This is a genomic window from Amycolatopsis thermalba (assembly GCF_003385215.1).
In the GTDB taxonomy this organism is placed as follows: Bacteria; Actinomycetota; Actinomycetes; order Mycobacteriales; family Pseudonocardiaceae; genus Amycolatopsis_E; species Amycolatopsis_E thermalba.
In genome coordinates, this window is record NZ_PQHW01000061.1 from 1 (window position 1) to 26740 (window position 26740).

A 26740-nucleotide genomic window follows, 5' to 3' on the forward strand; every position below is an offset into this window, starting at 1 on the left:
CTTCCGCCGCTGCACCCAGTTCCGCAACGTCTGTGCCTCATCAACGGACAAGGCCAACTCAGGCAGCTTCGGATTCGGCATGCCGCACCCTACAGCTGAACTCGAATTAACGACTCAGGACACTAGCCCTGCGACCACATCCCGATCTTCTCCAGGTGCGCGATGAGCCGGGCGCCGCTGTCCAGGACGTGCTTGCGGGTCTCGGCCATCGCGGCTTCGACGTCGCCCCGGTGCAGCGCCCGCAGGAGCTTCTTGTGCGAGCGGACGGCTCCGAAGCGCCACTCGGCATCCGTGGAGTAGAAGTGCTGCGGCAGGTACACCGAGACGTTGCGCAGCAGCCAGGACAGCTTGCGCGACTGGGCGACGAGGTTGATCGCGCGGTGGAACTCGTACTCCAGCCGCTCCAGCTCGGCGGCGTCGGCGGCCTCGGCGGCGCGGAGGAGGTCGTCGTTGATCGCCGTGAACCGCTGCACGTCCTCGGCCGTGAGCCGGAGCGTGGCGCGGCCGACCAGCGTGCACGCGAGATCGGACTGGACCGCGAACATGTCCTCGACGTCCTGTCGCGACAGTGGCTGCACGACGTACCCGCGGCGCGGTTCGAGCTCGACCATGTCCTCCCCGCGCAGCGCGGCCAGCGCCTCGCGCACCGGGGTCACGCTCACCCCGAGGTCCGCCGCGATCTGGTCCAGCCGCAGGAACTCCCCCGCGCGGACCTCACCCGACATGATCATGTTGCGCAGGTGCGCGGCCACCTCGTCGGCCAGCTGGGGCCGGCGGGTGAGACCGGATCGCGGCATCGTGCCCTCCTTCTGTCAGATATAGGATATTGGATAACGAGGAGGCTGGCGATGACCGGATACTGGCTGCGCCGGATCGAGCGGTGCGACCCCGAGCGGGACCACCAGGAGATCTACCGCATCTCCATCGGCTTCGAGTTCCCGTGGGACTACCAGCGGGCCCTGGAGTTCGCGCTGTTCCGCACGTACTGCGTCCCGAGCATCTCACACCTGCTCGCGGCGACGGGCGAGTTCGAGAAACGGCCGCAGAAGCGCTATGACGACACGGCCGTGCTGATGGCGGAGCTGGCGGAGCACGGGTACGACTCGCCGCGCGGGCGGGAGGCGCTGAGCACGGTCAACCGGATGCACGGCCGGTACCGCATCAGCAACGACGACATGCTGTACGTGCTGTCGACGTTCGTCTACGACCCGATCGACTGGATCGACTCGTTCGGCTGGCGGCCGCTGCACGAGAACGAGCGCCAGGCGGCGTACTTCTACTTCCGGGAGGTCGGCAGGCGCATGGGGATCAAGGACATCCCCGGCGACTTCGACGCGTTCCGCAAGTTCAAGGACGCCTACGAGGAGGCGAACTTCGTATATTCGCCGGACAATCACCGGATCGGGCGGTACACGCTGGACCTGTTCTGCGCGTGGTTTCCGAAGCCCCTGCGCCCGGCGGTGGCGATGGGCGCCAAGAGCCTGCTCGACGACCGGATGCTCGCGGCGTTCGGGTTCCGCCCGAGCCCGGCGTGGGTGGGCCGCGCGGCGCGGGCGGGACTGCGCGCGCGGGCCGCGGTGGGGCCGCTGCTGCCGCCGCGCCGGAAGTCGAAGCTGCTGAACTCGAAGGTCCGCAGCTACCCCGGCTACCCGAAGGGGTACTCACCGTCGGACCTCGGAGCACCCGAACCACCGGCGGACATCGACCCAGCCCTGCTGCGGCGCCGTGCGCGCTGAGATCCGGTAACCGCGCGCAGGCGGCCTGGCCGGTCACATGTGACCTGTATGCCGGAAGCGGCTCGCGGGAATGAGAGCCGCTTCCGGCATATATCAGGTACGAGTGGGCAGGCGTCCTCGACCTCGGGACGAGGCCGGGCAGTTCCGGGAGGCGCTTCCCGGATTCCTGAGTGACTCAACTCCACCAGCGGCCCTGCGAAACCAGCGGCCACCCCACCGCATCCTCGGCCACCGCGCTCAGTCCCGGTACAGCGCCTCGATCTCGTGGGCGAACCGGTCGTGCAGTACGCGGCGCTTCAGCTTCAGCGTGGGCGTCAGCTCGCCCGACTCCGGGGACCACGCCTCGGGCAGGATGGAGTGCTTCTTGATCTGCTCGGCGCGCGCCAGTTGGCCGTTCACCGCCGCGACGAGCTTCGACATCTCCTCTCGCACCGCCGGGTGGCCGGCCAGGTAGGCGAGGCTCCCGCTGATCCCGCGCGCCTTCGCCCAGGCCGGGGCCGCCTCCTCGTCCAGGGCGATCAGCGCCGTCAGGTACGGCCGCCCCTCCCCGACCGCGACCGCGTGCCCCACCAGCGGGTGCGCCTTCAGCAGCCCCTCGATCTTGGTCGGCGCCACGTTCTTGCCGCTGGAGGTGATGATCAGCTCCTTCTTGCGGTCGGTGATCGTCAGGTAGCCGTCCTCGTCGAGGTTGCCGATGTCCCCCGTCGCGAGCCAGCCGTCCGCGTCGGTCACCTTCTCGACCGTGCCGTCGGCCCGCAGGTACCCGGAGAACACGATCGGGCCGCGCACGAAGATCTCGCCGTCCCCGGCGATCCGCAGCTCGACCCCGGGCAGCGGCCGCCCGACCGTCCCCGGCTTCGCCGCGCCCGGGATGTTCGCCGTGGCACATCCGGTGGTCTCGCTCATCCCCCACACCTCGTGCACGTCGATCCCCGCGCTCGCCAGGAACTCCCGCACCGGCGCGGGCAGCGGCGCCGAACCGCTGCCCGGCCACTGCAGCCCGTCGAGACCGAGCTGCGTCAGGATCGCGCCGCGCTGGTCCTCCGGCGTCGCCGCGAAAGCCGCCTGCAGCGCGGCCGCCAGCTTCTCCCACACCCGCGGCACTCCGAAGAACGACGGCGGCCGCACCCGGGCGAGCGTGGTCACCGCCTGCGCCGGCTCCGGGCAGATGTGCACGTGCGACGCCTTGTACAGCGCGCGATAGATCGCCAGTTCCCGCTCGGCGATGTGCGCGAGCGGCAGGTAGGCGATCGTCGGCGCGTGGTCGGCCATCGGCACCAGCCGGTCCAGCGCGACGGCCTCATATATGACGTTGTAGTGCGTCAGGACGACGCCCTTCGGATCGCCGGTGGTGCCCGAGGTGTACATCATGCCGACCGGCTCGTGCGGCTCGATCGCGTCGGTGAACCCCTCGAAGGCGGCCGGGTCCGCCCGGTGCGCCGCCGTGCCGCGCCGCAGCACGTCCGCCCAGTGCACGAACCGGCTGTCCCCAGGCAGCTCGACGTCCTCCAGCACCACGACGTGCCGCAGCGCCGGTAGATCACCGAGGACGGGGCGCCACCGGTCCAGCTCGGCGGCACCCTCCAGGACGACGACCGTCGCGGCGGAATGCCGTGCCACATATCTGATCTGCTCGGTGCTCAACGTGTGGTAGGCGGTGCACGGCAGCGCTCGCAGGTGGGCGGCGGCGAGGTCGGTGACCCAGTGCTCGGGGCGGCTGGACATCATGATCAGCAGGCGCTCGCCCGGCGCGAGACCCAGCCGCGCCAGGCCGTGCGCGAACCCGGCAACCTGGTTCCGCAGGTTCGACCAGGTGACGGTGTCCTCGCCGGTGGTCAGCGCGGGCTCGCCGGCGAACCGTTCGGCATTCCGCCGCAGCAGCCCGGGGACGGTCAGCTTGGCGGCCTCCGCCGCACACTCCTGCGCAAGGTCCATGCTCGCTCCTCGTTGATCCGCATAACCGGCGTTACGTATCATGCGTTACGTAACAGTGGTTATGGAAGAGGGTGCGGGACGATGGCACGGCGAATTCGCGATCCGCAGTCGCGCGACCAGCTGGTCGACGCGGCGTGGCGGCTGGTCGCCGCCCACGGCCCCAACGACACCACCCTGCGCGCGGTGGCCGCCGAAGCCGGCGTGACGACGGGCTCGGTGACGCACTACTTCGCCGACAAGGCCGAGCTGATGGACGCGGTGCTGCGGCACAACGCGGCGGTCGCCTCGGCGCGGGTGCTCGCCGCGATCGGCTCCAAGCGCGGGCTGGCCGCCGCCGAGGCCGCGACGCTCGCGCTGCTGCCGCTGGACGAGGTCCGGTTCCGCTGCTGGCAGATCTGGCTCGCGTTCTGGTCGCACGATCCCGGGCAGGTGCGGGAAGGCGGGTTCGGCGAGGGCTACCGCGACTGGGCCGAACGGGTGGAAGCGCACCTGGCCGAGGCCGTCGAGGACGGGGAGTTACCGCGCGGACTGGATCTGCGGTACGAGGTGCACGTGCTGGGGACGCTCGTCGCCGGGACCGGGCTGCTGGCGGGGTCCGATGAAATTGGGCGGGCTCGGTTGCGGAAGCGCGCGAAGCGGGTTTTTGGGGAGCATTTCGCGGGGTTGGCTGCTCGGGTTGGAGTGGACGTGTAGGCGCTACGCGGGTGTTTGCGCTGCGCGCGGCTGGAAGCGCCGGCTTCGCTTCGCTACGCCCCGATTGGGTGCCCTCCCGAACCCGATCTCTCAGTGTTCGGTTGCCGAGAAGCGGCGTCAAGGCTGGAAAGAGTACCTTGACCCCGCTGCTCGGCAACCGATGTGGGCTGGGGACCGGGTGCGGGAGGCGGAGTGGTTCGGGGGGTTGTTGCTTTGCGTTGCCGGGTGGCGGTTTGCCGGTGCGGCGGGCGGCTTGACGAGGTGCGGCGTTGTGTTGCCGGGCGGTGATTTGCCGGTGCGGCGGGCAGCTCGGCGAGGCGCGGCGTTGTGTTGCCGGGCAATGATCGCCAGCCAGCGATTCCCCACACGGCCTGGCCGGGCTCGCGGCATCGCAGGCACCGGGACTGTGGCGGAGTGGTGCGGCCGCACCCCATGTGGCCGCACCACCCCGGGCTATTCGGTGGCGGCTTCGAAGAACCAGGCGACCGTCAGCGCGCCGGGATCCGTCACGCCGCGCGCGTGTTCCCCGACGTAGCTGGCCCGGCCGCGCTTCGCCAGCAGTTGCTCCGTCGAGCGGGCTCCCGCGTCCGCCGCGGCGGCCGCTTCCTTCAGCGCGGTTTCCACGTCGGCGTTGCGCTCCGCCGCCGCCGCCAGCGCCTGCGCCGCCGGCACCATCGCGTCCACCATCGTCTTGTGGCCCACCTCGGCTCCGCCCAGGCGGCGCACCGTCGCCTCCGCCTCGCCGGCCGCGGCCGCCAGGCTCCGCGGCGTCACCTCGTCGCCCAGGCCCTTGGCGAACTCCCGGAACCACATGCCGAACAACGGACCGCTGGTGCCACCGGTGTTGAGGAACGCGTCCGACACCGCGGTGAACACCGCACCGGGCGTTCGCGGGTCGTCGGCGGCCAGGTTCGCCCGCACCTTCCCCAGGGCCGACCGGAGGTTGGTGCCGTAGTCGCCGTCACCGGCGCGGCGGTCCAGCTCCGTCAGCTCGGCGCCGCGCTCGTCGATGACGGCGGCGAACCGCTCGATCCACGCACGAGTGTCCACAATGGTCTCCTTCACCAGGTCAGGGCCGCGGTGCGGACGGGCGCGTCCCACAGGGCCAGCAGTTCGTCGTCGGCGCGCAGCAGCGTGATCGAGCAGCCCCGCATGTCCAGCGCGGTCACGTACGACCCGACCAGCGCACGGCCGATCCGCACACCCAAGCCGTCCAGGAACCGGCCCAGCTCGCGGTGCACCACCGACAACTCCAGACCGTGCGTCGCGCCCAGGCCGTTGACGATCGCGATCACCTCGTCACCCCGGTCCAGGCCCAGCGCGGCCACCAGCGGCTTGGTCAGATCGGCCACCAGTTCCCGCACCGGCGCGTACGGGCGCCGCCCCACCCCGTGCTCGCCGTGGATGCCGACCCCGAACTCGATCTCGCCGTCCGGCAGGTCGAACGACGGCCGGTCCTGACCCGGCTGCGTGCACGCCGCCAGCGCCAGCGCCATCGTGCGCGCCGACGACACGATCCGCTCCCCCAGCGCGGCCAGCTCGTCCAGCGACGCGCCGTTCTCCGCCGCCGCGCCGCAGATCTTCTCCACCGCCACGACCGCCGCCGTGCCGCGACGGCCGGGCGCGCCGTCCTCCTGGCCGTCGGTGGCGAGGTCGTCGTCGACGAGGACGGTCCGCGTCTCGATGCCGTCGTCGGCGGCCAGCTCGGCGGCGATGCGGAAGTTCAGCACGTCACCGGTGTAGTTCTTGACGACCAGCAGCACCCCGCGGCCCCGGTCCGCGGCGGCGATGGCCGCGCGGATCTGGAACGCCGTCGGGCTGGCGAACACCGCGCCCGGCACGGCGGCGTCCAGCATGCCGGCGCCGACGAAACCGGTGTGCAGCGGCTCGTGCCCGGAGCCGCCGCCGGAGACCAGCGCGACCTTGTCCGCCTGCCGCGCGCGGACCACGTACGCCGGGTCCTCGTGGTAGCGGACCAGGTCCGGATGCGCCCGCTGGAGCCCCTCCAGCGCCTCCCGCACGAAATCGTCCGGATCGTTCACGAGCTGGCGAACCGCCATGCCACCCCTCCGTCATCGTCGACCATCATTCGACATTGTCGAATCGCGTACGAAGATAGAACGGCGGGCGGCTGTTGTAAAGTGCTGGCGGGCAGGAGGGTGCACCGATGATCCAGTCCGTCGACCGGGCGGTCCGCGTGCTCGCCGTGCTGCAGGCGGAACGGCGGCTGAGCCTGTCCGAGATCGCGGCCCGGCTGGGGCTGGCGCCGTCCACGGTGCACGGCATCATCAAAACGTTGCAGGCCCACGGCCTGGTGCTGCAGGACCGCGGCTCGGCCCGCTACCGGCTCGGGCCCGCCGTGCTCAAGCTGGGCAACGTCTACCTGGACACCCTCGAACTGCGGTCCCGCTCGCTGACCTGGGCGGCCGAGCTGGCGCGCACGACCGGGTTCGCGGTGCGGACCGGGGTGCTGCTGCCGGGCGAGGTGATGATCGTGCACCACGAGCCGCGCCCGGACGGCTCCCGCCAGATGCCGGAGGTCGGGATCGTCATCCCGGCGCACGCGAGCGCGCTCGGCAAGGCGATGCTGGCCTGGTCCCCGGACCTCGCGCCGGAACCGCTGCGCAGCATGACCCGGGACACCGTCACCGACCCGGCGGAGCTGGCCGCGCACCTGGCCCAGGTGCGCGGCGAGGCGCTGGCGACCGAGGTGGAGGAGGCGGTGATCGGCGAATGCTGCGTGGCCGCGCCGATCTTCGACGCCGCCCACGACATCGCCGGGGCGATCGGCGTGGTGGTGCCGATGACCGACTGGCCGGCCGGCCCCGCGGTGCCGAGCGCGGTGCGGGAGGCGGCGCGGGCGATCTCCCGCGAGCTGGGCGCGCCGTCCTGGCCGCCGGCGCAGGCATGATCACGCGCCGGCCGGGTACCCGGCCGGCATGACGACCTCACCGTTCGAACCCGACCCGTACCTGGGCGAAGAGCGCATCGCCGCCGCGGACCCCGGTCCCGGAGCGCCGGAACCGGCACCGGGCTTCGGCCCCCGAGGCGGCAACGCGGAGGACGAGCACCGCGGCGAAACGGCGGACCAGGAGCGCGAAGACTCCTGATCCGCCGCCCCGGAGCATCAGTACGGGCAGGTCGACCGGTACTCCTCGATCGCCAGCCCGCTCGGGTTCGGGCAGAGGAACTGGCCGTAGCGGGTGTCGTTGTCGATGAACCGCTTGAACCACGAGATCATGTACTTGGCCATCGTGGTGTTGGACGTGTTCGGGAAGAAGTGCGACGCGTTGTTCAGCTCCATGTACGCCTTGTCCAGGCTGCTGGGCAGCGACGTGTAGAACGGCTCGGAGTGCGAGGAGACCGGCGCGACCGAGTCCGACTCGCCGCCGATGATGAACGTCGGCACCTGCACGCTGGAGAAGTTCTTCCGCAGGTTCCACGGCGCGAGCGGCACGGCCGCCTGCAGCGCGGGCCGTTCGTCGGCCGCCTCCAGGGTGCCGCCACCGCCCATCGAGTGCCCGGCGACGCCGAGGCGGCTGCTGTCGATGCGGCCGCGCACCGAGCTGCGCTGCGTCAGGTAGTCCAGCGCCGCGAGCAGCTGGTCACCCCGGCTGGACGGCTGGTCGTAGCGGGTGATCGTGTCGATGGTGAACACGACGAACCCCTGCGAGGCCAGGCGCGGCCCGATCCAGGCGATGCTGGACTGGTCGGCGGTGTAGCCGGGCGAGATCGCGACCGCGCCGAAGGTGCCCTGGCTGGTGTCGGCCGGGTAGTAGATGGTGCCGCCGCCGAAGCCAGTGACGGCCAGCGACGAGACCGTGGTCTGGGAGACGGCGAACGGGCCGCGGCTGGCCTCGATGCTCGACTCGGTCGGGTCGGGGCCGCGCTCGTACGGGTTGTCGGCGGCCTGGGCGGTGGCCGTCGCGGCGGCGGTGCCCGCGACCAGGGCCAGCGCCGTGACCAGCCGGGAGAGGTGTCTTGGTGAACGTCGCACTGTTCGAACTCCCTTTCCGTGAGAGGGGAACCAGGCGAGCGTGGCAAAAGCCCGCAACCACGCGCATCGGTGAAATCGCCAGTCACCGGTAGCGGGCGGCCAGCTCGACGCGGGACCGGATGCCCAGCCGCGCGAAGATGTTGCGCAGGTGGTGGTCGACCGTGCGGTGGCTGATGACCAGCTGGGCCGCGATCTCCCGGTTCGTCGCGCCCTCGGCGACCAGCCGCGCGATCTGCATCTGCTGCGGCGTCAGCCCGCCCGGCTTGGCGCACCCGGGCACCGACTCCCCCGCCGCCCGCAGCTCGGCCGTGGTGCGCTCGGCCCAGCGCGGCGCGTCGTAGCGCTGGAAGATCTTCAGCGCGTCCCGCAGCAGCTCGCGCGCGGCGCGGGCCTTGCGGTTGCGGCGCAGCCGGTGCGCGTAGAACAGCTCGGTCTTGGCCAGCTCCAGCGCGGTCTGGCTGGCGCGGTGCAGCTCGATCGCGGTCTCGAAGTGCTCGTCGGCGTCCGGCTCGCCGAGCAGCGCGCGGCAGCGGTGCGACAGCGCCATCCGCACGTCGCAGCCGGTGCTGCGGGCCCAGTCCTCGTACGGGGCCAGGGCCTTGGCGGCCTTGACGTGCTGCCCGCAGCGTGCCGCGGCCTCGACGAAGTTCGGGGTCGCCATCGCCCGGATGCCCGGGTGCACCCGGCCGGTGCCGGCCGCCATCAGCCGGAACCGGTCCAGCGCGTCCTCCGGCCGGTCCTCGGCGAGGTCGACACACGCCGACGCCCACGTGCTCAGCGCGCCGGGCCGGCCGAGGCCGCGGGTGGCGACCTCGTGCGCGGCCGCGTCCAGCCTGGCCTGCGCGGTGTCCCGGTCGCCGCGCAGGGACGCCTCCAGGGCGAGGATCGTCAGGTGGTCGACCGCCGAGTTCGGCTGGCCGATGGTGCGGGCCATGCGCAGCCCCTCCAGCGCGCTGGACAGCGCCGCCGAGTGCCGGTCGAGCAGCAGCTCGGACACCGCCACGTACACCAGGGCCCACGGGACGACGGCCGTCGTGCCGCGGCTGCCGGCCGCGGTCACCGCGCCGACGGCCAGTTCGTGGGCGCGGGCGGCGTCGCCGAGCGTGTAGGCGGCCTGGCTCGCCCAGATCTTCGCCACCGGCTCGTCGAGCACCCCGCCGAGCCCGACGACCCGGCGCAGGGGCGCGGCCGCGCGGTCGTGCCGCCCGCGGAAGGCGTCGCTCATGCCGGCGAAGTGGTCCAGGATCAGCCGGGTGCGCGGGGAGTCGTCGGGGCGGCGCAGCTGCTGAGCCCGGTCGGCGATCGCGTAGTACCGCACGTAATCCCCCGCCACGCAGCTCGCCTCGCCGGCGAGCATCAGCGCGGTGAGCGCGTGGTCGCGCTGGGACCCGGCGAGCTGGTTCGCCGCGACGAGCAGCGTCTGGCTGGCGACCGCCGGCATACCCTCGCGCATTTCCAGGCTGCCCTGCAGCAGGTCGGCGACGCCGCGCAGGGACGTGTCCCGCGCCAGCGGGCGGGCCTGCCGCAGCAGCGCCCGCGCCCGCCGGGGCCGCCCGGCCAGCCAGAACTCCGACGCCGACTCCAGCAGCTCACCGGCCAGCTTCGGATCCGCGCTCCCGGCGAGCGCGGCCCGGTGCCAGGTGCAGCGCAGCCGGTGCCGCCGCGGGTCCAGGACGGACAGCAGCAGGGTGTGCGTGGCGCGCCGGTCGGCCAGCGGCGCCTCCTCGCGGACCAGCGCCTGCAGCAGCGGGCTGGTGGCGAGGACGTGGTCGCCGTCCAGCCGCACGAACCCGGCTTCGCGGGCCTCCTCCAGCGCGCGCAGGTCCACTCCGGACCGTTCGGTGGCGCGCACCAGGGTGTCCACTTCGAGCCAGTCGTCGAGCGCGGCCATCAGGGCGATCTCCCGCGCGCCGGGGCCGAGCGCGGCGAGCCGGTCCCGCACCGCGCGGCGCAGTCGGCTCTGCGGCGGGATCCGCGGCGCGGCGGCCAGCTCGGTGAGGGCGAGCGGGTTGCCGGAGGCCAGGTCGAGCAGGTCGGGGGCGGGTTCGGCGACGCCGTGGTCGGCGAGCACCTGGGCGCCGGCCTCCGCACCCAGCGGTTCGAGCCACAGCCCGGGCAGCCCGTCGAGCGGCGACCCGGCCGCGAACAGCACGAGCACCCCGCTGCCGGACAGCCGCCGGGCCGCGAACGCCAGCGCGTCGCGCGATCCGGCGTCGAGCAGGTCGGCGTCGTCGACCAGGCACAACAGCGGCGCCGCGGCGGCCAGTGCCGCGTGGACGGCGCAGCCGAGCGCGAGCGGGTCCGCGGGGAGATCGGCCGGTTCCGGCAGCAGCTGGAGCAGGCCGCTGTGGCGGAGGTGCCGTTCGGCGGCCACGCCCCGGGCCGAGCGGATGGTGAACCTGTCGGCTTCGGCCCGCGCCGCCGCGAGCAGCGCGGTCCGGCCCGACCCCGGCTCACCGAGCACGACGAGACCGCCGCCGCGGCCGTCCCGGGCGTCGGCGAGCGCGCGGCGCAGGACGGTCAGCTCACGATCGCGACCACGCAGGACCACCTGGTCATCGGAGCCCATGCGGTCATCGTGCCCAGCCGCCCCGGGCGCCGGGAAGAGACGATGGTGGGAAACTCACCGGGCCGCCGGTTCTTGCGCCGGTGACACGCACGCGCGTGACAAATTCCTCCGGCTTGCGACCCACCGGGGCGAAGCGCAACAGCCGCGGGCGGCAACACCCGGGTGCGCCCGGCTCATCGATCTTCCTCGGCAGGCCACGGTTGCGAGAGCTGCACGCGACCGCGGCAGGGTCCACTACGGCCCGCGGTGCACCGACCGGTCCCAGTCGACAGCGCCGGCCCGGGCCACATCCCGGCACGTCCGCGCCCCGCTCGCGCGCCTTCCGCACCGCGCGGACCGCTGGACGGGCACGCGGAAGACTCCGCGTCCCCTACGGCTTGCGACCCACCGCGCCGGCGATGCACCGCGCGGCCAGGCTCAACGGCGCCAGCCGCGGGCCGTCCGGCCACCACTCGTCGCAGACGGACAGGCCCGGCTCGGACAGCGCGTTCGGCTTGATCAGTTCCAGGCCGTCCAGCATCGCGAGGATCTCCGCGCGCGTGCGGAACCGGCCGGCGCCCATCGGGCCGTTGACGAGGATGTTCTCGATCCGCTTCGCCACCTCGGTCAGCTCCGGCACCTCGGGGTCGAAGAAGTGCGAGAACACGACGTAGGAGCCCGAGGGCAGCGCGTCGATGTAGGCGCGCATGATGCCGGCCGCGCCGTCGCCCTCGTAGTGGTGCATCGTGCCGACGTGCAGCAGCACGAGCGGCTCGCTGAAGTCGAGGTGCCGCCGGACCACCTCGTCGCCGAGGACCTCGGACGGCTGGAAGATGTCCGCCTCCGTCATGTGCACGAAGTCGTTCTCCACGAGCAGCGCGCGGCCGTGCGCGAGGACCACCGGGTCGTTGTCGACGTAGACGACCGTCGTCTCCGGGTTGGCGCGCTGCACGATCTGGTGCGTGTTCTCCGCCGTCGGCAGACCGGAACCGCAGTCGAGGTACTGGGTCAGCTCGGTCTGGCCGGCCAGGAAACGGCAGGCGCGGTTGAGGAAGCCGCGGTTGCCGCGGGCGATGTCGACCGCCTCGGGGACCGCCTCGTTGATCTTGCGCATCACCGCGCGGTCGACCTCGTAGTGGTCCTTGCCGCCGAGGAAACCGTCGTAGACGCGGGCGATGCTGGGCCGGGTCGGGTCGACGCCAACGGGCACCTGGCTGGGCGAAGAAGCCATCACAACACCTTCTCGCGAGCGGGTGGGTGAGCACACAGTAGTGGTCCGCGTCCGCTGCGTGGAAGCGCCCTCACGCCGGCGACGTGGACGGGGCCAGCGCCTCGGACACGCTCGCGTACACCGGCAGCACCCGGTCCAGACCGGCGAGCTTCAGCGGCTGCAGCACGGTCCCGCTCGCCGAGGCCGCCCGCAGCGGCGTGTGGTTGCGGGTGCAGCGGTCGTCGGAGTTGACCAGCAGCGTCAGCCCGCACCAGCCGAAGAACCCGACCTCCTGCAGGTCGAGCACGACGGGCGCGGGCGGGGACGCGACGGTCACCGCGGTGTTGAGCTCGTCCTGGAGGTGCGCCAGCGAGCTGAAGTCCACCTCACCGGCGACGTGCACGACGACGGCCGCGCCGCGGGTCTCCCGGCGGATGATGAGCAGACCGTCGGCGGAGGTGCTTCCGGACATGCCGTCGCCCTCCCCTCCGCACGAGGCCCGGTGCGGTTGTCCTACCACGCGACCTGGGGACTGTCCACCGATCTTCGGATCGCGCGGGTGCCGCTGCTGCCGGCGGTGCTCGCCCTCTTGCGGGACGCGGCGACCGGACTCAGGCTGAGGTCGGAAGATCACCTGAGGGAACTGGAGCGGATGCCGTGACCGAGGTCCGGGCGTTGCACGAGTGGGTGCGGGCACACCGCGCGGCGATGGTCGGCGACCTGGGCCGGTACGTCGGCCTGGAGACGCCGAGCACCGACCGGCCGCTGCTGGAGGCCGGCCTGTCCTGGCTGGACGGGTGGCTGCGGGCGCGGCTGGTCGAGCCGGCGTCGGTGCGGGTGACCGGGGGCGGCCAGTTCGGCGACGTCCGGGTGTACGACTACGCCGGGTCCGGTGTGGAACCGGTGCTGGTGCTGTGCCACTACGACACGGTGTGGCCGCCGGGGACGCTGGCCGGATGGCCGTTCACTGTGGACGGTGACCGGGCGACCGGGCCGGGGGTGTTCGACATGAAGGCCGGGCTGGTGCAGGTGGTGTGGGCGCTGCGGGCGCTGGAGGCGGCGGGGTTGCCGCGGCCGCCGGTGCGGCTGGTGCTCAACGGCGACGAGGAGATCGGCAGCCCGGTGTCACGGCCGGTGATCGAGGCGGCGGCGGCCGGGGCGCAGGCGGCGCTGGTGTTCGAGGCGGCGGCCGACGGCGCGCTGAAGACGGCACGCAAGGGCGTGGGCATATATCGGATATCCGCCACGGGCGTGGAGGCGCACGCCGGGCTCGACCCGGGCAAGGGCGCGAGCGCGGTGGACGAGATCGCCCGGGTGGTGCTGGCGTTGCACGGTCTGACCGACCTGGCGGCCGGGACGACGGTGAACGTCGGTGTGGTCGGGGGCGGTTCGCGCGGGAACGTGATCGCGGGCGCGGCCTGGGGCGAGGTCGACGTGCGGGTGTCGAGCGCGGCGGAGGCGGCGCGGATCGAGGCCGCGCTGGCGGGGCTGACGGCGGCGGACCCGCGCGCGACGGTGACCGTGGAGGGTGGCTGGAACCGGCCGGTGATGGAGCGGTCGGCCGGGATCGCGGCGTTGTTCGCGCGGGCGCGGGACCTGGCCGCGGAGATGGGGGTGACGCTGCGGGAGTGCGCGGTGGGCGGCGCCAGCGACGGCAATTTCGTGGCCGCCCTGGGCGTCCCGGTGCTCGACGGTTTCGGCGCCATCGGCGACGGGGCCCACGCGCGCCACGAGCACATCAGCGTGACCGGCATGCTGGAGCGAAGCGCCCTCGCCGCGGCGGTGCTCACGTCCCTGGCCTGAACCGCTCCGGCGGTTCGGTCACCGGGGCTCGCCGCCGTCCAGGAATGCCCGGCCTCGCGGGGAGAGGCGGTAGCCCACCTCCAGGCTCTCCGTCAGCCCCAGCTCCTTCAGGCGCCGGACGCGGCGCTTGAACACGTCCCGCGCCAGGCCGGCCCGCGCCGCCAGGTCGACCGCCCGCACGGCCTCGTTCTCGGCGATCAGCCTCAGGAACGCGCCCGTCCACGGTACGTCCGCCACCCGGTCCATCCGCCACAGCGCGGCGCCGATCGCGGCCCGGTCGTCGTCGGTCAGATCGGCCGCCGCGCGGAGGGCCACGCGCGGGTCCGGGCCCGCCACGCGCAACCCGATCCGGTACAGCCGCCCCGAGCCGCGGTCGGGCAGCTCCGCCGCGGACGGGTAGCCGGCGGCCCGGGCGTCCTCGTCGGTCACCGTGGTGACCTCGTCCACCGAGGTCACCTCGACCACCCCGGCCGCGGTGCGCATCCGCGAGCCGGGCCGCACGCGGGGCGCGTCCCACCTGCGGAAGGCCACCGTGACGCGGCCCTCCGCGAGTCCCTCGATCGCCGCGCGGTCGAAGAGCATGCCCCAGTCTCGCACGCAAGACCGCTTGCGCCGATGCCCGAAGATCACCCACATGAGCAACGAAATCCGCGCCCGGTACGACGACGACACGATCGTCGTGTACCAGGCCTACTCGCCGGAGATCGCCGGGCCCGCCCTGCGCGCCGGCACCTTCGTACCGCCGTTCAAGCGTGGCCGCATGACCTGGATCAAACCGTCGTTCCTGTGGATGGCCCACCGCAGCGGCTGGGCGCGCAAGCCGGGCCAGGAACGCGTCCTCGCGGTGACGATCACGCGCGCGGGCTTCGAATGGGCGCTGGCGCATTCGTGCCTGTCCGCGTTCGCCCCGCGGCACCACCCCAGCGAGGCCGCCTGGCGACGGCAGCTGGCGACCAGCCCGGTGCGCATCCAGTGGGATCCGGACAAGGACCTGCACCTGCGGGCGCTCCCGGAGCGCGCCATCCAGATCGGCCTGTCCGGCGACGCCGCGGACCGCTACGTCGACGAGTGGATCACCGGCCTGACCGACGAGACGGACCGCGCCCACGAGATCGAGGCCCTGGTCCGCGACCGCCGCCTGGACGAGGCCCGCGCACTCCTCCCGGCCGAACGCCCCTACCCGGTCAGCGCCGAACTCGCCTCCCGCATCGGCGCCGGCTAGCGGCCGCATCGGCATCGGTCTCTCAGGACCACCGTGCGCCCCCGGCGACGCGATCGCCGCCCGCCGAACCGGCCGGTCAGCGGGCCAGCACCCGCGCCACCACCGACTCCAGTGCCGCGTCCGCCTCCGGCACGGGCACCGGTGTGCGCCAGGCGACGAAACCGTCCGGGCGCACCAGCAGCGCCCCACCACCCGCGATGCCGACGGCCGAAAGCCAGGCCGGGTCCGGCACCACCGCGGCACCCAGCGAAACTCCCAGGCGCGCGGCGGCCTTGTCCGTCGCCTCCGCCCAGTCCGGGGTGCCCGCGAACACCGTGAACCGGGAGCGCACCAGGTCCACACTGGACACCCCGGGCGACACCCACCGGTGCGGCAGGCGTGATCCCGGCGCGCCGTCCAGCGCCGCCGCCACATCCTCTGTGGACGGTGGCTCGGGCACCGCGTCGATCACCGCGGCCGAGTCGTAGCGGTAGCCCATCGTCACCATCGGCGCGTTCCACGCCCCTGCCGCCGCCCGCTCCGCCGCCGCGGCCGGGTCCCAGTGCAGCCGCGGGTTCTCCCACCGCAGCACCGCCTGCCGGGTCACCAGCTCCGCCACCGCGTGCCGCTCGTCGTGGTAGGTGTCCAGCAGCCGGTCGCCGGCCTGTCCGGACAGCACCATCGCCAGTTTCCACGCCAGGTTGTGCGCGTCGGCCACGCCCGTGTTCAGCCCGAACGCCCCCAGCGGCGAGACGGCCCGCGCCGCGTCCCCCACCAGGAACGCCCGCCCGGCGCGGAACGCCTCCGCCATCCGCAGCGTCGGCCGCCACCACTTCGCCGCGATCACCGTCACCGGCACCTCCGCGCCCAGCGCGGTGCGGATCAGCTCCTCCGGCGTCCCGGGCGCGCCCGAGTGCAGCACCCACCGCCGCTCGCCGACGCTGAGCAGCATCCCCCGCACGTCCGGGTGCCGGATCTCCACCATCGTCGGCATCGTGCCGAAGAACCGGGTCAAATCGGCCTCGAACAGGATGTTCAGCACCGGCTCCCCCACCTCGCCGGGCCCCGTCGTGCCAATGCCCAGCGCCGGGCGCACGGCCGTGTTCACCCCGTCCGCGCCCACCAGGTACCGCGTCCGCAGGATCCGCCCGTCCGACAGCGTCACCGACACCCCGTCCGCGTCCTGCTCGACCCCGGTGACGGCCACACCGAACTCCACCGTCGCACCCCGCTCCCGCGCGGCGGGCAGCAGCGCGGCATCGAGCCGGTCCTGCGGGTAGTGCCCGCGGGGCGTCTCCGGCGAGACCTCCGACAGCGCCGGCAACGGGTGCCGCGGCGCGTCCGCCGGGTCGATCTCCGCCACCGTGCGCGCGTCCGCCTTCCACATCGCGGTCGACCGGACCGCGACGGCCTCGAGCGCCGGCCCCAGCCCGGCCTCGCGGAAGAACTCCAGCGTGCGCGGGCTGAGGCCGAGTGCCCGCGGGTGCTCCGACAGCCCCGCCCGCCGCTCCACCACGTGCGCACGCACCCCGTGGTGCCCCAGGAACACCGCGGCAGCCAGCCCGACCGAGCCGCCACCGGCGATCACCACATCCGACACGAGCCTTCTCCTCTCTTCCGGGAACAGCGTTCCCGCTATGGGCACACTGTACCCAAGAAGTACGCTGTGCCCATGCCGCGCGCGAAGAACCCGCCGACGATGGTCTGGATGCGCGACCGGACCGCGAAGACGCGCCCGGTCGTCACCGAGGAGAAGATCGTCCGGACGGCCATCGCGATCGCCGACGCCGAAGGGCTGGACGCGCTGTCCATGCGGCGCCTCGCCGCGGAAATGGACTCCGGCACCACCTCGCTCTACCGGCACGTGGCGAGCAAGGACGAGCTGTTCGAGCTGATGGTCGACACGATCATCGGCGAGCAACCGCTCCCGGAACCCACCGACGACTGGCGCGCGGAGCTGGCCCAGCTCGCCCGCCGCCAGCGCGCCCTGCTGCTGCTGCACCCCTGGCTCGCCCAGCAGATCACCCGCCACCCGGCGCTCGGGCCGCACGTGATCGCGCACGCCGACCACCAGCTCGGCATCGTCTCCCGCGTGACCGGCGACCCGACGCTCGCGACGATGGTGGTGGACACGATCAACACCCACGTGCTGGGCGCGGTGTCCGCCGAGCTGGCCGAACTGGAGGCCCAGCGCCGCACCGGCATGACCGAGAACGAGTGGCGCGACTGGGTGGGCGCCTACGTCCGGCAGGTCATCGAGTCCGGCCGGTACCCGCACTTCACCCGGCGGGTGCTGGAGGCCGACGACACCGACCCCGCCACCCGCTTCGAGTTCGGCCTGGAATGCGTGCTCACCGGCATCGAGGCCGCCCTGCGCCGGTGAAGCCTGCGCCGGTGAACGCGGGCAGCCGAGTCAGCCCGCGGCCAGCGCCTCCTCGACGCTGTCGTACACGTCGAGCACCTTGTCCAGCGCGGTGAGCGCGAAGATCCGGCCCAGCGAGCCCGGTGCGACGATCCGCAGCTCGACACCCGCGGTGAGCGCGGAGGCGATGGCCGCCAGCCCGGACGAGCCGAGGAAGGCGACCCCGCTCAGGTCGACGACGACCACTCGCGGCCGGCGCGCGACGAGCCGCCGGAACGCCGCCCCCAGCCGGTCCGCGGTGGCCAGGTCGAGTTCGCCCTCGACCGCCAGCACGGCGACGTCGCCGCCCGGCCACCGGGCCGAAACCCGCAGCGGTGTGGGCGTGGTGAGTCCGGCCGGTTCCTCCGGAACGCGCGGAACCCGAGACATGACGCGCTCGCCTACCCTTCGGCGACAGCCCTGCCCTTCGGCAACGCATGGTGCGGCTGCGCTCTGAACCGCGTCCAACCCAGCGTAGTCGACCCGCCGACGCCCGCACCACCGAACCCGGAGGCGACGACTTCTGTCCCGGGCGGCGCGGCGGAGTACTCTCCGGACCGATGAGACGGTCCGGAATCGTGGTGGACGCGCGCGGCCTCGGCTGCCACGACCACCTGTGCTGGGGCTACGAGGACCCGGCCGAGTTCCGGTCCCGGGTGCGCGAGTTCCTGGCCGAGGGCCTGGCCCTGGGGTACCGGATCGGCTACGCCGGGACCGGGCCGGTGTCGCGCCTGGCCGAGGACCTCGACGGCATCGTCGACGGCGACGAGGCGCGGCGCCGCGGTGATCTGCGGGTGGTGTCGCTCGACGACCTCGGCGAGCTCGGCGACCCGCACGTGCGGCTGCGGCTCTACGCCCAGGCCACCGAGGCGGCGCTGGCCGACGGCTACCGCGGCCTGCGGGTGGCGGCCGATGTCACCGGGCTCCTGCGGTCACCCACCCGGCTGAATTCGCTGGCGCGGTTCGAGCACCTCACCGACGGATACTCCGCGCTGCACCCGTTCTCCGCGTTGTGCGGCTACGACCGCAGGCAGCTGGACCGCCACACCCTGGCGCTGCTGTCCGCCCTGCACCCCAGCGCCAACGAGAACCGCGCGGGGTTCCGGCTGCACGCCTCGGCGCGCGGCGGCTGCTGCGCGAGCCTGGGCGGCGAACTCGACCTCGCGTCGGCCGAGGTGTTCCCCCGCGCGCTGCGGCACGCCGACCCCCGTCCCGTCCGCGGGCGGCTCGTGCTCGACGCCACGACCCTGGACTTCATCGACCACCGCAACCTGCTGACGCTGGCCGAGCACGGCAGGCGGCACGCGGCCGAGGTCGTCCTGCGTGCCCCCCGCCCCGGGCCGGCGACCGTCGTGGCGGTCCTCGATCTCGCGGACCTCCGCGTGGAGGCGCCACGATGACCACCGGTTTCGTGCACGAGGCCCTCTTCTACGACTCCCCGGACGAGTACGTGGCCGGGCTGGTGCCGTTCCTGACCGAGGGCTTGGCGGCCGGACATCCGGTGGCGGCCGCCGTGCCGGAACCGAACCTGTCGCTGCTGCGCGACGCGCTCGGCGAGGACGCGAGCCGCGTGCACCTGCTCGACATGGGTGTGGCGGGCCGCAACCCGGGCCGGATCATCCCGCACGTGCTGCGGGACTTCGCCGACCGCCACCCCGACGCCGCCCGCGTGCGCATCATCGGCGAGCCCATCTGGGCGTGGCGCTCCGCGGTCGAGTACCCGGCGTGCGCCCAGCACGAGGCGTTGATCAACCCGGCGTTCGAGGGCCGGGACGTCACGATCGTGTGCCCGTACGACACGAACGCGCTCGACCCGGTCGCGATCGCGGACGCGCGCGTGACCCATCCGCTGGTGACCGAACGTGGCGTGCAGCGCGACAGCGACACCTACGCGTGGGAAGACCTCGTCGCCCGGTACAACGATGAGCTGAAACCCGCCGCGGACGCGGTGACGTTCCGCGTCGAGGTGCCGGACGAGCTGTCCACCGCGCGGCGGAGTTTCGCGGCGCACGCGCTGGAGCACGGACTGGACGAGGACCGCACCGAGGACCTCAAGCTGATCCTCACCGAACTGGCGACCAACAGTCTCCTGCACGCGGGCACTCCGTGCGAGCTGAGCCTGTGGCGCGAGGGCGGCGAACTGGTCTGCTCGGCCACCGACGGCGGGCGGCTGGCCGACCTGCTCGCCGGGCGGCGTCCGCCCCGGCGCGGCCAGCTGTCCGGGCGGGGCCTGCTGCTCGTCAACGACCTGGCCGATCTGGTCCGCACCCACCGCGCGCCGGACGGCACCACGATCCAGGTGCGGCTGCGGCTGGGCGAAAAGCCCTTGTGACAGAAGCAGGCCGGATGTCCACTTCGGAGCCGGTCCGGCTGCCGTGACGATCATCGAGCCGGTATGTTCGGCCGGGTCATGACGAAACCCGATCAACCGTTCCTCCTCGACACGCTGCGCGCCGAGATCCACGGGATCGGGGTCCTCGCCGCGCCGGCCGATCCGGACCTGCCCGTGCCCGCGTGTCCCGGGTGGACGGCCGGCACGCTGATCCGCCACCTGGGCGGCGTCGCGCACCGCGTCACCGACTGGGTGGACAGCCAGATCCTGCCGCTGGAGTGGGAACTCGAACCGCCGGCCGGGCAGGACGCGCTCGGCTGGTTCCGCGCCGCGGCCGACGGGCTGTTCCGCAGCCTCGCCAGCCGGCCGCCGAGCTTCCCGTGCCAGACCTGGTTCCCCGCCGACCGCACCTACGGGTTCTGGCGCCGCCGGATGGCGCACGAGTTCACCGTGCACCGGGTCGACCTGGAGCAGGCGCTCGGCCTGCCGCCGGTGGTCGATCCGGAGCTGGCCGCCGACGGGGTGGACGAGGTGCTGACCGTGTGGCTGGCGGAGGGCAACCGGCCCGCCCCCGAGGAGACGGTGTCCGTGGCCGCCGCGGGCGAGGTGTTCGAGGTGCGGTGCGCCGGTCGCGTGTGGACGGTGCGAATGCCGTCCGGGACCGGTGTTCCGGACGTGCGGCCGGACGCCGCGGACACCGCCGACGGGCGGGTGACCGGGGCGCCGGAGGACGTGTACCTGTGGCTGTGGGGGCGCGGGCCCGCCGATCCGCTCTCGGTGACCGGGGAGGTGGCCGGGTTGCGCGCGGCGCTGGCGGCCGTCACCCGGTACGCCGGCGAGTAGCGTGGTGAGATTGGGCACGACTCCCGCACCACCGCCCGCCGAGGGCCCAGAATGGGCAGGTTGCGCACCAACCTAGGGAGGGGCCGATGCAGGAGCCGTTGTTCGGCTCGGTCGACGAGGTCGTCGAGCGCCTGGCCGGGGCGGGCTACCTGGCCTCCACCGCCGTGGCCACCACCGTCTTCCTCGCCGACCGCCTCGGCAAGCCGCTGCTGGTCGAGGGCCCGGCCGGGGTGGGCAAGACCGAGCTGGCCCGCGCACTGGCGCAGGCCACGGGCAGCGAGCTGGTGCGGCTGCAGTGCTACGAGGGCATCGACGAGGCCCGCGCGCTGTACGAGTGGAACCACGCCAAGCAGCTGCTGCGCATCACCGCCGGCCGCGACGAGGGCTGGGAACAGGCCCGCGACGAGGTGTTCAGCGAGGAGTTCCTGCTCCCCCGCCCGCTGCTCAAGGCGATCCGCAACCCGGACCCGACGGTGCTGCTGATCGACGAGACGGACAAGGCCGACGTGGAGATGGAGGGCCTGCTGCTGGAGGTCCTCGGCGACTTCCAGGTGACCGTGCCGGAGCTGGGCACGATCACCGCGCGGCGCCGCCCGTTCGTGCTGCTCACCTCGAACGCGACGCGTGAGCTGTCGGAGGCGCTCAAGCGGCGCTGCCTGTTCCTGCACCTGGACTTCCCGTCGCCGGAGCTGGAACGCGACATCGTCACCCTCAAGGTCCCGGGCCTGGACGCGCGCCTGGCCGACTCGGTGGTGCGCGTGGTCGCCGCGCTGCGCACGATGGAGCTGCGCAAGGCGCCCTCGATCGCCGAGACCGTGGACTGGGCCCGTACGCTGCTCGCGCTGGGCGCCGACACGCTCGACGAGCAGGTGGTCGAGACCAGCCTCGGCGTCATCCTCAAGTACCAGAGCGACCACCGGAAGGCCGCGGCCGAGCTGCGGCTCGACTCGCTGCTGTCATGACCTCCCCGGCGCTGCCGCGGCGGCTGGTCGAGTTCGTCGGCTCGCTGCGCGAGCACGGCATCCCGGTCGGCCCCGGCGAGACGGTCGACGCGGCCGCGGCCGTGGACGTGCTCGGGCTGACCGACCGCGAGCAGCTGCGGGCCGCGCTGGCCGCGACCGTGCTGCGCCGCTCCGGCCAGCGGGCCACCTTCGACGCGCTGTTCGACCTGTACTTCCCGGTCGCGGTCGGCGCCGCCGAGACGGCCGGGGACGCGCCGCCGGATGCCGCCGGCCTGCGGGAGGCCCTGGTCGCCGCGCTCGCCGAGGGCGACGAGGACCGCCTGCGGGCGCTGGCCGCGGCCGCGGTCGAGGCGTTCGGCCGCTACGGCTCGTTCGGCGAGGGTGGTTCCGGGGGCGGCGGGGCGACCGGGATGCGCGGGTGGTCGGCCTACCAGGCGCTGGACCGGGTCCGGCCGGACGCGCTGCTCAACCGGGTGCTCGCCGCGATCCGCACCGACGGCAGCGCCTTCGGCGACGCCGTGGCCCGCAGCGAGGCGCAGTCCCGCATCGCCACCTACCGGGAAGCCGTGCAGGCCGAAGCCCGCCGCCGCACCGCCGAGCTGCGCGGACGCGACCGGATCGCCCAGTACGCGGTGCCGCCGCAGACCGACCTGGTCAGCTTCACCAACGCCACCCGCGCCCAGCTGGCCGAGCTGCGCCGCACGATCCAGCCGCTGTCCCGCAAGCTCGCCACCCGGCTGGCGACCCGCCGTCGGCGCGCCCGGCGCGGGCAGATCGACCTGCGGCGCACGCTGCGCCGGTCGCTGGCCACCGGCGGGGTGCCGATGCGCCCGGCGATGCGCGACCGCCGTCCCGGACGGCCCGAACTGGTGCTGCTGTGCGACATGTCCGGCTCGGTGGCCGGGTTCGCGCAGTTCACGCTGCTGCTGGTGCAGGCGCTGTCCGACCAGTTCAGCAAGATCCGCACGTTCGCGTTCGTCGAGCTGACCGACGAGATCACCGGCCTGGTCACCGCGGGCGCGGCCGATCCGGAGGGGCTCGCGCGGCGCATCCTGACGCAGGCGAAGCTCACCCGCTGGGGCATGAGCAGCGACTACGGCGGGTCGCTGGCGAGCTTCGCCGACGGGTGGCCGGACGCGGTCGGCCCGCGCACGTCGGTGCTCATCCTCGGCGACGGCCGCACCAACGGCGGCGACCCCAACCTGGACGCGGTGCGCCGGATCGCCGACCGCGCCAAGCACGTCCACTGGCTCAACCCGGAAGCGCGATCCGCCTGGGGCACGGGCGATTCCGCCGCGCTGCAGTACGCCCGCGTGGTGCCGATGCACGAGTGCCGCAACCTGCGTCAGCTCACCCAGCTGGTGACCGAACTGCTGCCCGGGTGAGGGTAACGAAGACGTCGCGCGGGGAGTGATTTTCCCGCTGCGGCGTGTAAGTGGTCGAGACCAGGGCACCCCCTGGTCATGGCGGGCAGCAAGGTCGGCAGGCGGGCGTTCCTCACCGCGGCTCTGGCGGGCGCGGCGAGCGCTGCCTGCAGCAGTGGTGGAAATTTCTTTTCCGTGCCAACGCTTTCCGGGCCGCACAACCGGCTGGACGCCCCGGCCGCCGGGTTGCGCGGGTTCCCGGCGCAGGTCGCCACGCACAGCGTGGTCGACGACCACCTGCTGGTCGGCTACTGCGGCGCGCCGGGCAGCCCGGCGCTGGGCCGGATGACCGGTGACCTGCAGGCGGCTTCGGCGCAGCTGCGCGAGCTGATCGCCACGTACCCGAAGGACCGGCCGGTGGTCCCGGTGGTCGAGCTGATCGCCACCACGGTGAACCCGACACCCGGGCCGGACGGCATGTTCCGCAGCCGGGCGAACGACAGCACGATCCGGCGGTACCTGGACGCGGCGCGGGCGCTGGGCGGTCAGCTGCTGCTCGACATCCAGCCCGGCCGCGCGGACTTCCTGCCCGAGGTGAAGGCGTTCGAGCACTGGCTGGTCGAGCCGGACGTCGGTGTCGCGCTGGACCCGGAGTGGGCCGTGGAACCCGGTGTCGTGCCCGGTGAGGAGTTCGGCGTCACCACGGGCGAAGAGCTGGACGGGGTGGCCGCCTACCTCGCCTCGCTCGTGGCGGAGCGCCGGCTGCCGGAGAAGATCATGGTGTACCACCAGGTGGCGGTGTCGGTCGTGCGCGACATCGCCGGGCTGAAGCGGCACCACGGCGTCGCCGTGATCAACGTGGTGGACGGCATCGGCAGCCCCGAGGCGAAGAAGGCGACCTGGGACCTGGTGATGAAGCGCCGCCCGCCGCACGTCAACGCCGGGTTCAAGCTCTTCTACCAGGAGGACACCCGCAACGGGCAGGCGCTGATGACACCCGAGCAGGTGCTCGCGCTCAACCCGAAGCCGGTGTACGTGGTGTACGAATAGGGCCCCCGAGCGCGGGGCAGTTGGGAGTCCGCACTCGGGGGCCACTCGCCTGCCACAACGCTCCGAGGGGGAGTTCGAGCGCCGGGCAAGACGGCGGTGCCGGAGGTGTCGCGCCCACCCTCCGCGCGGGCCTTACCAGTGAATCGAGGCGAAAGCAGGGCGTGTTACTGGCGGGTCTTCAGCAATTTCCGGGGATCCACGAGATGTCGTCGAGTTCGGCGTGGCAGAGGGCCTGCCGGGTTTCCTGTGAGCTGGCTCGCATGCCCCACGACGCTAGCGATTGTTGAACGATCCGTCAACCCGGTTGCTCGATTGTTCAACGATCCCCTATTCTGTGGCGCACCACACCGTTCTCGGAAAGGTGCCAGCGATGACCGCGTCCACCCTCAGCCACCGCGACGTCGAGTTCCTGAAAGCGGTTGCCGACGGCCGCGTGGAACTGACCGCGAGCAGCGAGCCGCACGTGTACGTCGACGGTCTGTCCTGCTGCGACCAGTTCGGCGCGCGGCTGCTGATCCACGCCGGCCTGGTCCGCCGGGTGCCCGGCACGGGCGCCCGCATCCCCGCCAAGCTCACCGACGCCGGCCGCGACGCGATCCGCTAGCGGTTCGTCCTGAGTGGACGGCTGCGGTAGAGGACCGCGACGAACGCGGGCACGCCGAGGATCGACGTGACCACGCCGACCGGCACCTCCCGCGGATCGAGCACCGTGCGGGCCAGCGTGTCCACCCACACCAGGAACACCGCCCCGGCCACGGCGGTCACCGGCAGCAGGCGGCCGTGGCCCGGGCCGACCAGCGCGCGTGCGGCGTGCGGCAGGACCAGCCCGACGAACCCGACCGCCCCGCAGGCGCTCACCAGCGCGGCGGTCAGCAACGCGGTGACGCACAGCAGCACGATCCGGGTCCGGGCCAGCGAAACGCCCAGCGCCGCGGCGAGGTCCTGGCCGTAGGCGAGCACGTCGAGCGTGCGGGCGTGACCGAAACACACGACCAGCGCGACGGCCAGCACACCGGCGCACACGCCGGCCTCGGACCAGGACGCGCTGCTGAACGACCCGAGCAGCCAGAACAGCACGCCCCGCGTGGTCTCCGCGTCCCCGGCCGTCAGCACGACGAACGAGGTCAGCGCGGAGAACAGCTGCATCGCGGCGACGCCGGACAGCACGACGCGTTCGGTCGTGCCACCCAGCGTCTGGCTGAGCAGCAGCACGAGCCCGAACGACAGCACCGCGCCGGCGAACGCGCCCGCGGACAGCGACACCACGCCCCCGCCGACGCCGAGCACCACCACCAGCACCGCGCCGGTCGACGCGCCCGAGGACACCCCGAGCACGAACGGGTCGGCCAGCGGGTTGCGCAGCAGCGACTGCATGACCGCGCCGCACACCGCCAGGCCCGCGCCGCACACGGCGGCGAGCAGGGCGCGCGGGATCCGCAGGTGCCAGACGATGCCGTCGCGGACCGGGGTCAGCACCGGGTCGCCGAGACCGAGGTGGGCCAGCACGGTGGCGTAGACGTCGCCGACGCCGATCCCGGCCGGGCCGATCGTCACCGCGACGGCCAGCGACACCACGAGCAGCGCGAGTCCACCGGCGCACAGCGGCGCGGCGCGGGCGGTGCGCCTCACCCGGCCAGCCCGAACCCGCGCAGCGCCGCGGCGACCTGCTCGGTGCCGTCGACGGTGCGCAGCGTCGGGTTCATCGCCTGCCCGGACAGCAGGACGTAGCGTTTGTTCCGCACCGCGGCCAGGTCGCGGGTCACCGGGTGCGATTCCAGGAACGCGATCTTGGCCGCGGCGGACTCGGCGGTCTGCGAGCGGCGGGTCAGGTCGCCGAGCACGATCACGTCGGGGTTCCGTTCGGCCACGGTCTCCCAGTTGATCTGGGGCCACTCGTCGCGGGTGTCGTCGAAGACGTTGTGCGCGCGCACGGTGGTCGCGATGATGCCGGGCGCGCCGCAGCAGCCGGCGAGGTAGGGGGCTTCGGAGTTGGCGAACCAGAACATCAGCCGCGCCTTCGACGCGTCGGTGCCCGCCGCGGCGCGCATCCGGTCCCGCAGGCTGCCGATCAGCTGTTCGCCGCGGTCCTCGACGCCGAAGATCCGCGCGAGGTCCCGGATCTCGGTGTAGACCGCGTCCATGGTCAGCGTCTCGGTGCGGGCGCCGTCGCCGCCGCCGCTGGTGTCCTTGGCGCACTCGGTGGGCGACAGGTAGGCGGGCACGCCGAGCTGCTCGAACTGCTCGCGGGTGGCGACCCCGCCCTTGGCGAGGGTGGCGCCGAACGAGGCGGCGACGAAGTCCGGTTCGGCGGCCAGCACGCTTTCGAACGACGGGTAGTTCTCGGCCAGCCGGGGCACTTTCGCGTTGGCGGCGGCCAGGTGCGGCAGGACGGGGTCGGTCCAGGTCGCGGTGCCGGCCATGCGGTCGGCGAGGCCGAGGGACAGCATGATCTCCGCCGCGCCCTGGTTGAGCGCGACGGCCCGCTGCGGTGGTTGTGACACGCGGACCTGGTGCCCGCAGTTGTCGATCACCACGGCGGCGGTGGCCCCGGAGGTGGCGCTCGCGCACCCGGTCAGCACGAGCACGGCGGCGAGCAGCGGAACGGTGATCGATCGGCGCACAGCGGCCCCTTGCGTCGAGGGCTCATGCGCGGAGCCCGGTCCGG

The 26740-nt window shown here is 73.2% G+C and carries 27 protein-coding genes; 14 read left to right on the top strand and 13 right to left on the bottom strand.

Annotated elements, in window-relative coordinates; genetic code table 11:
* Positions 1-122: 122 nt before the first annotated feature.
* Complete coding sequence (locus D0D15_RS22475) at positions 123-797, bottom strand: GntR family transcriptional regulator (RefSeq protein ID WP_115944708.1); 675 nt, start codon at positions 795-797, stop codon at positions 123-125.
* 51 nt (positions 798-848) lie between these two features.
* Here D0D15_RS22475 and D0D15_RS22480 point away from each other — a divergent pair, with 51 nt between their 5' ends.
* Positions 849-1736 (top strand): oxygenase MpaB family protein, encoded by an 888-nt coding sequence (locus D0D15_RS22480; RefSeq protein ID WP_115944709.1) that lies wholly within the window; start codon positions 849-851, stop codon positions 1734-1736.
* A gap of 237 nt (positions 1737-1973) precedes the next feature.
* Here the strand turns inward: D0D15_RS22480 and D0D15_RS22485 are convergent, their stop codons facing one another.
* Positions 1974-3671 (bottom strand): AMP-dependent synthetase/ligase, encoded by a 1698-nt coding sequence (locus D0D15_RS22485; RefSeq protein ID WP_094008495.1) that lies wholly within the window; start codon positions 3669-3671, stop codon positions 1974-1976.
* Between the two features lie 81 nt (positions 3672-3752).
* On the opposite strand from D0D15_RS22485, the gene D0D15_RS22490 reads away from it, so the two are divergent.
* A complete protein-coding gene (locus D0D15_RS22490; protein WP_094008494.1) occupies positions 3753-4364 on the top strand; it encodes a TetR/AcrR family transcriptional regulator in 612 nt (203 codons plus the stop codon).
* Between the two features lie 453 nt (positions 4365-4817).
* Here D0D15_RS22490 and dhaL read toward each other — a convergent pair whose 3' ends face one another.
* A complete protein-coding gene (dhaL, locus tag D0D15_RS22495) occupies positions 4818-5414 on the bottom strand; it encodes a dihydroxyacetone kinase subunit DhaL (RefSeq protein ID WP_094008501.1) in 597 nt (198 codons plus the stop codon).
* 11 nt (positions 5415-5425) lie between these two features.
* Positions 5426-6424 carry a dihydroxyacetone kinase subunit DhaK gene (locus D0D15_RS22500; protein WP_094008493.1) on the bottom strand — a complete coding sequence of 333 codons (999 nt, stop codon included), beginning with the start codon at positions 6422-6424 and terminating at the stop codon, positions 5426-5428.
* A 107-nt stretch (positions 6425-6531) separates the two neighbouring features.
* Here D0D15_RS22500 and D0D15_RS22505 point away from each other — a divergent pair, with 107 nt between their 5' ends.
* Both D0D15_RS22505 and D0D15_RS36370 read left to right on the top strand, forming a co-directional pair.
* Positions 6532-7275, top strand: coding sequence for an IclR family transcriptional regulator (locus tag D0D15_RS22505; protein WP_094008492.1), 744 nt, complete (start codon positions 6532-6534; stop codon positions 7273-7275).
* Between the two features lie 28 nt (positions 7276-7303).
* Positions 7304-7474 carry a hypothetical protein gene (locus D0D15_RS36370; protein ID WP_167481535.1) on the top strand — a complete coding sequence of 57 codons (171 nt, stop codon included), beginning with the start codon at positions 7304-7306 and terminating at the stop codon, positions 7472-7474.
* A gap of 17 nt (positions 7475-7491) precedes the next feature.
* Here D0D15_RS36370 and bdeA read toward each other — a convergent pair whose 3' ends face one another.
* The 4 genes from bdeA to D0D15_RS22525 form a co-directional block, all read right to left on the bottom strand.
* Positions 7492-8361 carry a bis(hydroxyethyl) terephthalate hydrolase gene (gene bdeA / locus D0D15_RS22510; RefSeq protein WP_094008491.1) on the bottom strand — a complete coding sequence of 290 codons (870 nt, stop codon included), beginning with the start codon at positions 8359-8361 and terminating at the stop codon, positions 7492-7494.
* Positions 8362-8443: 82 nt separating this feature from the next.
* Positions 8444-10930 (bottom strand): helix-turn-helix transcriptional regulator, encoded by a 2487-nt coding sequence (locus tag D0D15_RS22515; RefSeq protein WP_094008490.1) that lies wholly within the window; start codon positions 10928-10930, stop codon positions 8444-8446.
* 370 nt (positions 10931-11300) lie between these two features.
* Positions 11301-12140 (bottom strand): SAM-dependent methyltransferase, encoded by an 840-nt coding sequence (locus D0D15_RS22520; protein WP_094008489.1) that lies wholly within the window; start codon positions 12138-12140, stop codon positions 11301-11303.
* A gap of 70 nt (positions 12141-12210) precedes the next feature.
* Positions 12211-12591 (bottom strand): STAS domain-containing protein, encoded by a 381-nt coding sequence (locus tag D0D15_RS22525; RefSeq protein WP_115944710.1) that lies wholly within the window; start codon positions 12589-12591, stop codon positions 12211-12213.
* A gap of 185 nt (positions 12592-12776) precedes the next feature.
* On the opposite strand from D0D15_RS22525, the gene D0D15_RS22530 reads away from it, so the two are divergent.
* The gene (locus tag D0D15_RS22530; RefSeq protein ID WP_244214977.1) at positions 12777-13922 is read left to right on the top strand and encodes a M20/M25/M40 family metallo-hydrolase; all 1146 of its coding nucleotides are present in this window, start codon (positions 12777-12779) and stop codon (positions 13920-13922) included.
* Between the two features lie 18 nt (positions 13923-13940).
* On the opposite strand, the gene D0D15_RS22535 is transcribed toward D0D15_RS22530, so the two are convergent.
* Positions 13941-14519: a hypothetical protein gene (locus tag D0D15_RS22535; RefSeq protein WP_369806843.1), complete on the bottom strand. Its 579-nt coding sequence runs from the start codon at positions 14517-14519 to the stop codon at positions 13941-13943.
* Between the two features lie 37 nt (positions 14520-14556).
* Between D0D15_RS22535 and D0D15_RS22540 the strand changes: the two genes are divergently transcribed.
* Positions 14557-15144: a DUF4291 domain-containing protein gene (locus D0D15_RS22540; RefSeq protein ID WP_094008486.1), complete on the top strand. Its 588-nt coding sequence runs from the start codon at positions 14557-14559 to the stop codon at positions 15142-15144.
* A 76-nt stretch (positions 15145-15220) separates the two neighbouring features.
* On the opposite strand, the gene D0D15_RS22545 is transcribed toward D0D15_RS22540, so the two are convergent.
* Positions 15221-16723, bottom strand: a complete 1503-nt coding sequence (locus tag D0D15_RS22545; RefSeq protein ID WP_094008485.1) for an FAD-dependent monooxygenase — start codon at positions 16721-16723, stop codon at positions 15221-15223.
* 72 nt (positions 16724-16795) lie between these two features.
* On the opposite strand from D0D15_RS22545, the gene D0D15_RS22550 reads away from it, so the two are divergent.
* Entirely contained in the window at positions 16796-17506 is a 711-nt protein-coding gene (locus D0D15_RS22550; protein WP_094008484.1) for a TetR/AcrR family transcriptional regulator, read from the top strand.
* Positions 17507-17536: 30 nt separating this feature from the next.
* Here D0D15_RS22550 and D0D15_RS22555 read toward each other — a convergent pair whose 3' ends face one another.
* Positions 17537-17914, bottom strand: coding sequence for an STAS domain-containing protein (locus tag D0D15_RS22555; RefSeq protein WP_094008483.1), 378 nt, complete (start codon positions 17912-17914; stop codon positions 17537-17539).
* 170 nt (positions 17915-18084) lie between these two features.
* On the opposite strand from D0D15_RS22555, the gene D0D15_RS22560 reads away from it, so the two are divergent.
* The 7 genes from D0D15_RS22560 (at position 18085) to D0D15_RS22590 (ending at position 24679) form a co-directional block, all read left to right on the top strand.
* Positions 18085-18924 carry an MEDS domain-containing protein gene (locus D0D15_RS22560; RefSeq protein WP_233157505.1) on the top strand — a complete coding sequence of 280 codons (840 nt, stop codon included), beginning with the start codon at positions 18085-18087 and terminating at the stop codon, positions 18922-18924.
* Positions 18921-19856 (top strand): sensor histidine kinase, encoded by a 936-nt coding sequence (locus D0D15_RS22565; protein ID WP_094008482.1) that lies wholly within the window; start codon positions 18921-18923, stop codon positions 19854-19856. The genes D0D15_RS22560 and D0D15_RS22565 overlap by 4 nt, the downstream gene beginning before the upstream one ends.
* Before the next feature lie 78 nt (positions 19857-19934).
* Positions 19935-20699 carry a maleylpyruvate isomerase family mycothiol-dependent enzyme gene (locus D0D15_RS22570; protein WP_094008498.1) on the top strand — a complete coding sequence of 255 codons (765 nt, stop codon included), beginning with the start codon at positions 19935-19937 and terminating at the stop codon, positions 20697-20699.
* An 86-nt stretch (positions 20700-20785) separates the two neighbouring features.
* Positions 20786-21661, top strand: a complete 876-nt coding sequence (locus tag D0D15_RS22575) for an AAA family ATPase (RefSeq protein ID WP_094008481.1) — start codon at positions 20786-20788, stop codon at positions 21659-21661.
* The gene (locus D0D15_RS22580) at positions 21658-23046 is read left to right on the top strand and encodes a vWA domain-containing protein (RefSeq protein WP_094008480.1); all 1389 of its coding nucleotides are present in this window, start codon (positions 21658-21660) and stop codon (positions 23044-23046) included. The genes D0D15_RS22575 and D0D15_RS22580 overlap by 4 nt, the downstream gene beginning before the upstream one ends.
* Positions 23047-23220: 174 nt before the next feature.
* Positions 23221-24075: a hypothetical protein gene (locus D0D15_RS22585; protein ID WP_233157504.1), complete on the top strand. Its 855-nt coding sequence runs from the start codon at positions 23221-23223 to the stop codon at positions 24073-24075.
* Positions 24076-24445: 370 nt separating this feature from the next.
* The gene (locus D0D15_RS22590; RefSeq protein WP_027935461.1) at positions 24446-24679 is read left to right on the top strand and encodes a hypothetical protein; all 234 of its coding nucleotides are present in this window, start codon (positions 24446-24448) and stop codon (positions 24677-24679) included.
* Here the strand turns inward: D0D15_RS22590 and D0D15_RS22595 are convergent.
* Both D0D15_RS22595 and D0D15_RS22600 read right to left on the bottom strand, forming a co-directional pair.
* Positions 24676-25704, bottom strand: a complete 1029-nt coding sequence (locus tag D0D15_RS22595) for a FecCD family ABC transporter permease (protein ID WP_094008478.1) — start codon at positions 25702-25704, stop codon at positions 24676-24678. The genes D0D15_RS22590 and D0D15_RS22595 overlap by 4 nt on opposite strands.
* Complete coding sequence (locus D0D15_RS22600) at positions 25701-26696, bottom strand: ABC transporter substrate-binding protein (protein ID WP_094008477.1); 996 nt, start codon at positions 26694-26696, stop codon at positions 25701-25703. Before D0D15_RS22600 ends, D0D15_RS22595 begins: the two co-directional genes overlap by 4 nt.
* Between the last annotated feature and the right edge of the window lie 44 nt (positions 26697-26740).

Coding starts and splice junctions, on each gene's coding strand:
- D0D15_RS22520 (WP_094008489.1), bottom strand. CDS start 12,140: ATGGCTTCTTCGCCCAGCCAGGTGCCCGTTGGCGTCGACCCGACCCGG.
- D0D15_RS22565 (WP_094008482.1), top strand. CDS start 18,921: ATGACCACCGGTTTCGTGCACGAGGCCCTCTTCTACGACTCCCCGGAC.
- D0D15_RS22475 (WP_115944708.1), bottom strand. CDS start 797: ATGCCGCGATCCGGTCTCACCCGCCGGCCCCAGCTGGCCGACGAGGTG.
- D0D15_RS22480 (WP_115944709.1), top strand. CDS start 849: ATGACCGGATACTGGCTGCGCCGGATCGAGCGGTGCGACCCCGAGCGG.
- D0D15_RS22500 (WP_094008493.1), bottom strand. CDS start 6,424: ATGGCGGTTCGCCAGCTCGTGAACGATCCGGACGATTTCGTGCGGGAG.
- D0D15_RS22515 (WP_094008490.1), bottom strand. CDS start 10,930: ATGGGCTCCGATGACCAGGTGGTCCTGCGTGGTCGCGATCGTGAGCTG.
- D0D15_RS22555 (WP_094008483.1), bottom strand. CDS start 17,914: ATGTCTCGGGTTCCGCGCGTTCCGGAGGAACCGGCCGGACTCACCACG.
- D0D15_RS22540 (WP_094008486.1), top strand. CDS start 14,557: ATGAGCAACGAAATCCGCGCCCGGTACGACGACGACACGATCGTCGTG.
- D0D15_RS22550 (WP_094008484.1), top strand. CDS start 16,796: ATGCCGCGCGCGAAGAACCCGCCGACGATGGTCTGGATGCGCGACCGG.
- D0D15_RS22560 (WP_233157505.1), top strand. CDS start 18,085: ATGAGACGGTCCGGAATCGTGGTGGACGCGCGCGGCCTCGGCTGCCAC.
- D0D15_RS36370 (WP_167481535.1), top strand. CDS start 7,304: ATGACGACCTCACCGTTCGAACCCGACCCGTACCTGGGCGAAGAGCGC.
- D0D15_RS22490 (WP_094008494.1), top strand. CDS start 3,753: ATGGCACGGCGAATTCGCGATCCGCAGTCGCGCGACCAGCTGGTCGAC.
- D0D15_RS22525 (WP_115944710.1), bottom strand. CDS start 12,591: ATGTCCGGAAGCACCTCCGCCGACGGTCTGCTCATCATCCGCCGGGAG.
- D0D15_RS22570 (WP_094008498.1), top strand. CDS start 19,935: ATGACGAAACCCGATCAACCGTTCCTCCTCGACACGCTGCGCGCCGAG.
- D0D15_RS22505 (WP_094008492.1), top strand. CDS start 6,532: ATGATCCAGTCCGTCGACCGGGCGGTCCGCGTGCTCGCCGTGCTGCAG.
- D0D15_RS22580 (WP_094008480.1), top strand. CDS start 21,658: ATGACCTCCCCGGCGCTGCCGCGGCGGCTGGTCGAGTTCGTCGGCTCG.
- D0D15_RS22590 (WP_027935461.1), top strand. CDS start 24,446: ATGACCGCGTCCACCCTCAGCCACCGCGACGTCGAGTTCCTGAAAGCG.
- D0D15_RS22485 (WP_094008495.1), bottom strand. CDS start 3,671: ATGGACCTTGCGCAGGAGTGTGCGGCGGAGGCCGCCAAGCTGACCGTC.
- D0D15_RS22575 (WP_094008481.1), top strand. CDS start 20,786: ATGCAGGAGCCGTTGTTCGGCTCGGTCGACGAGGTCGTCGAGCGCCTG.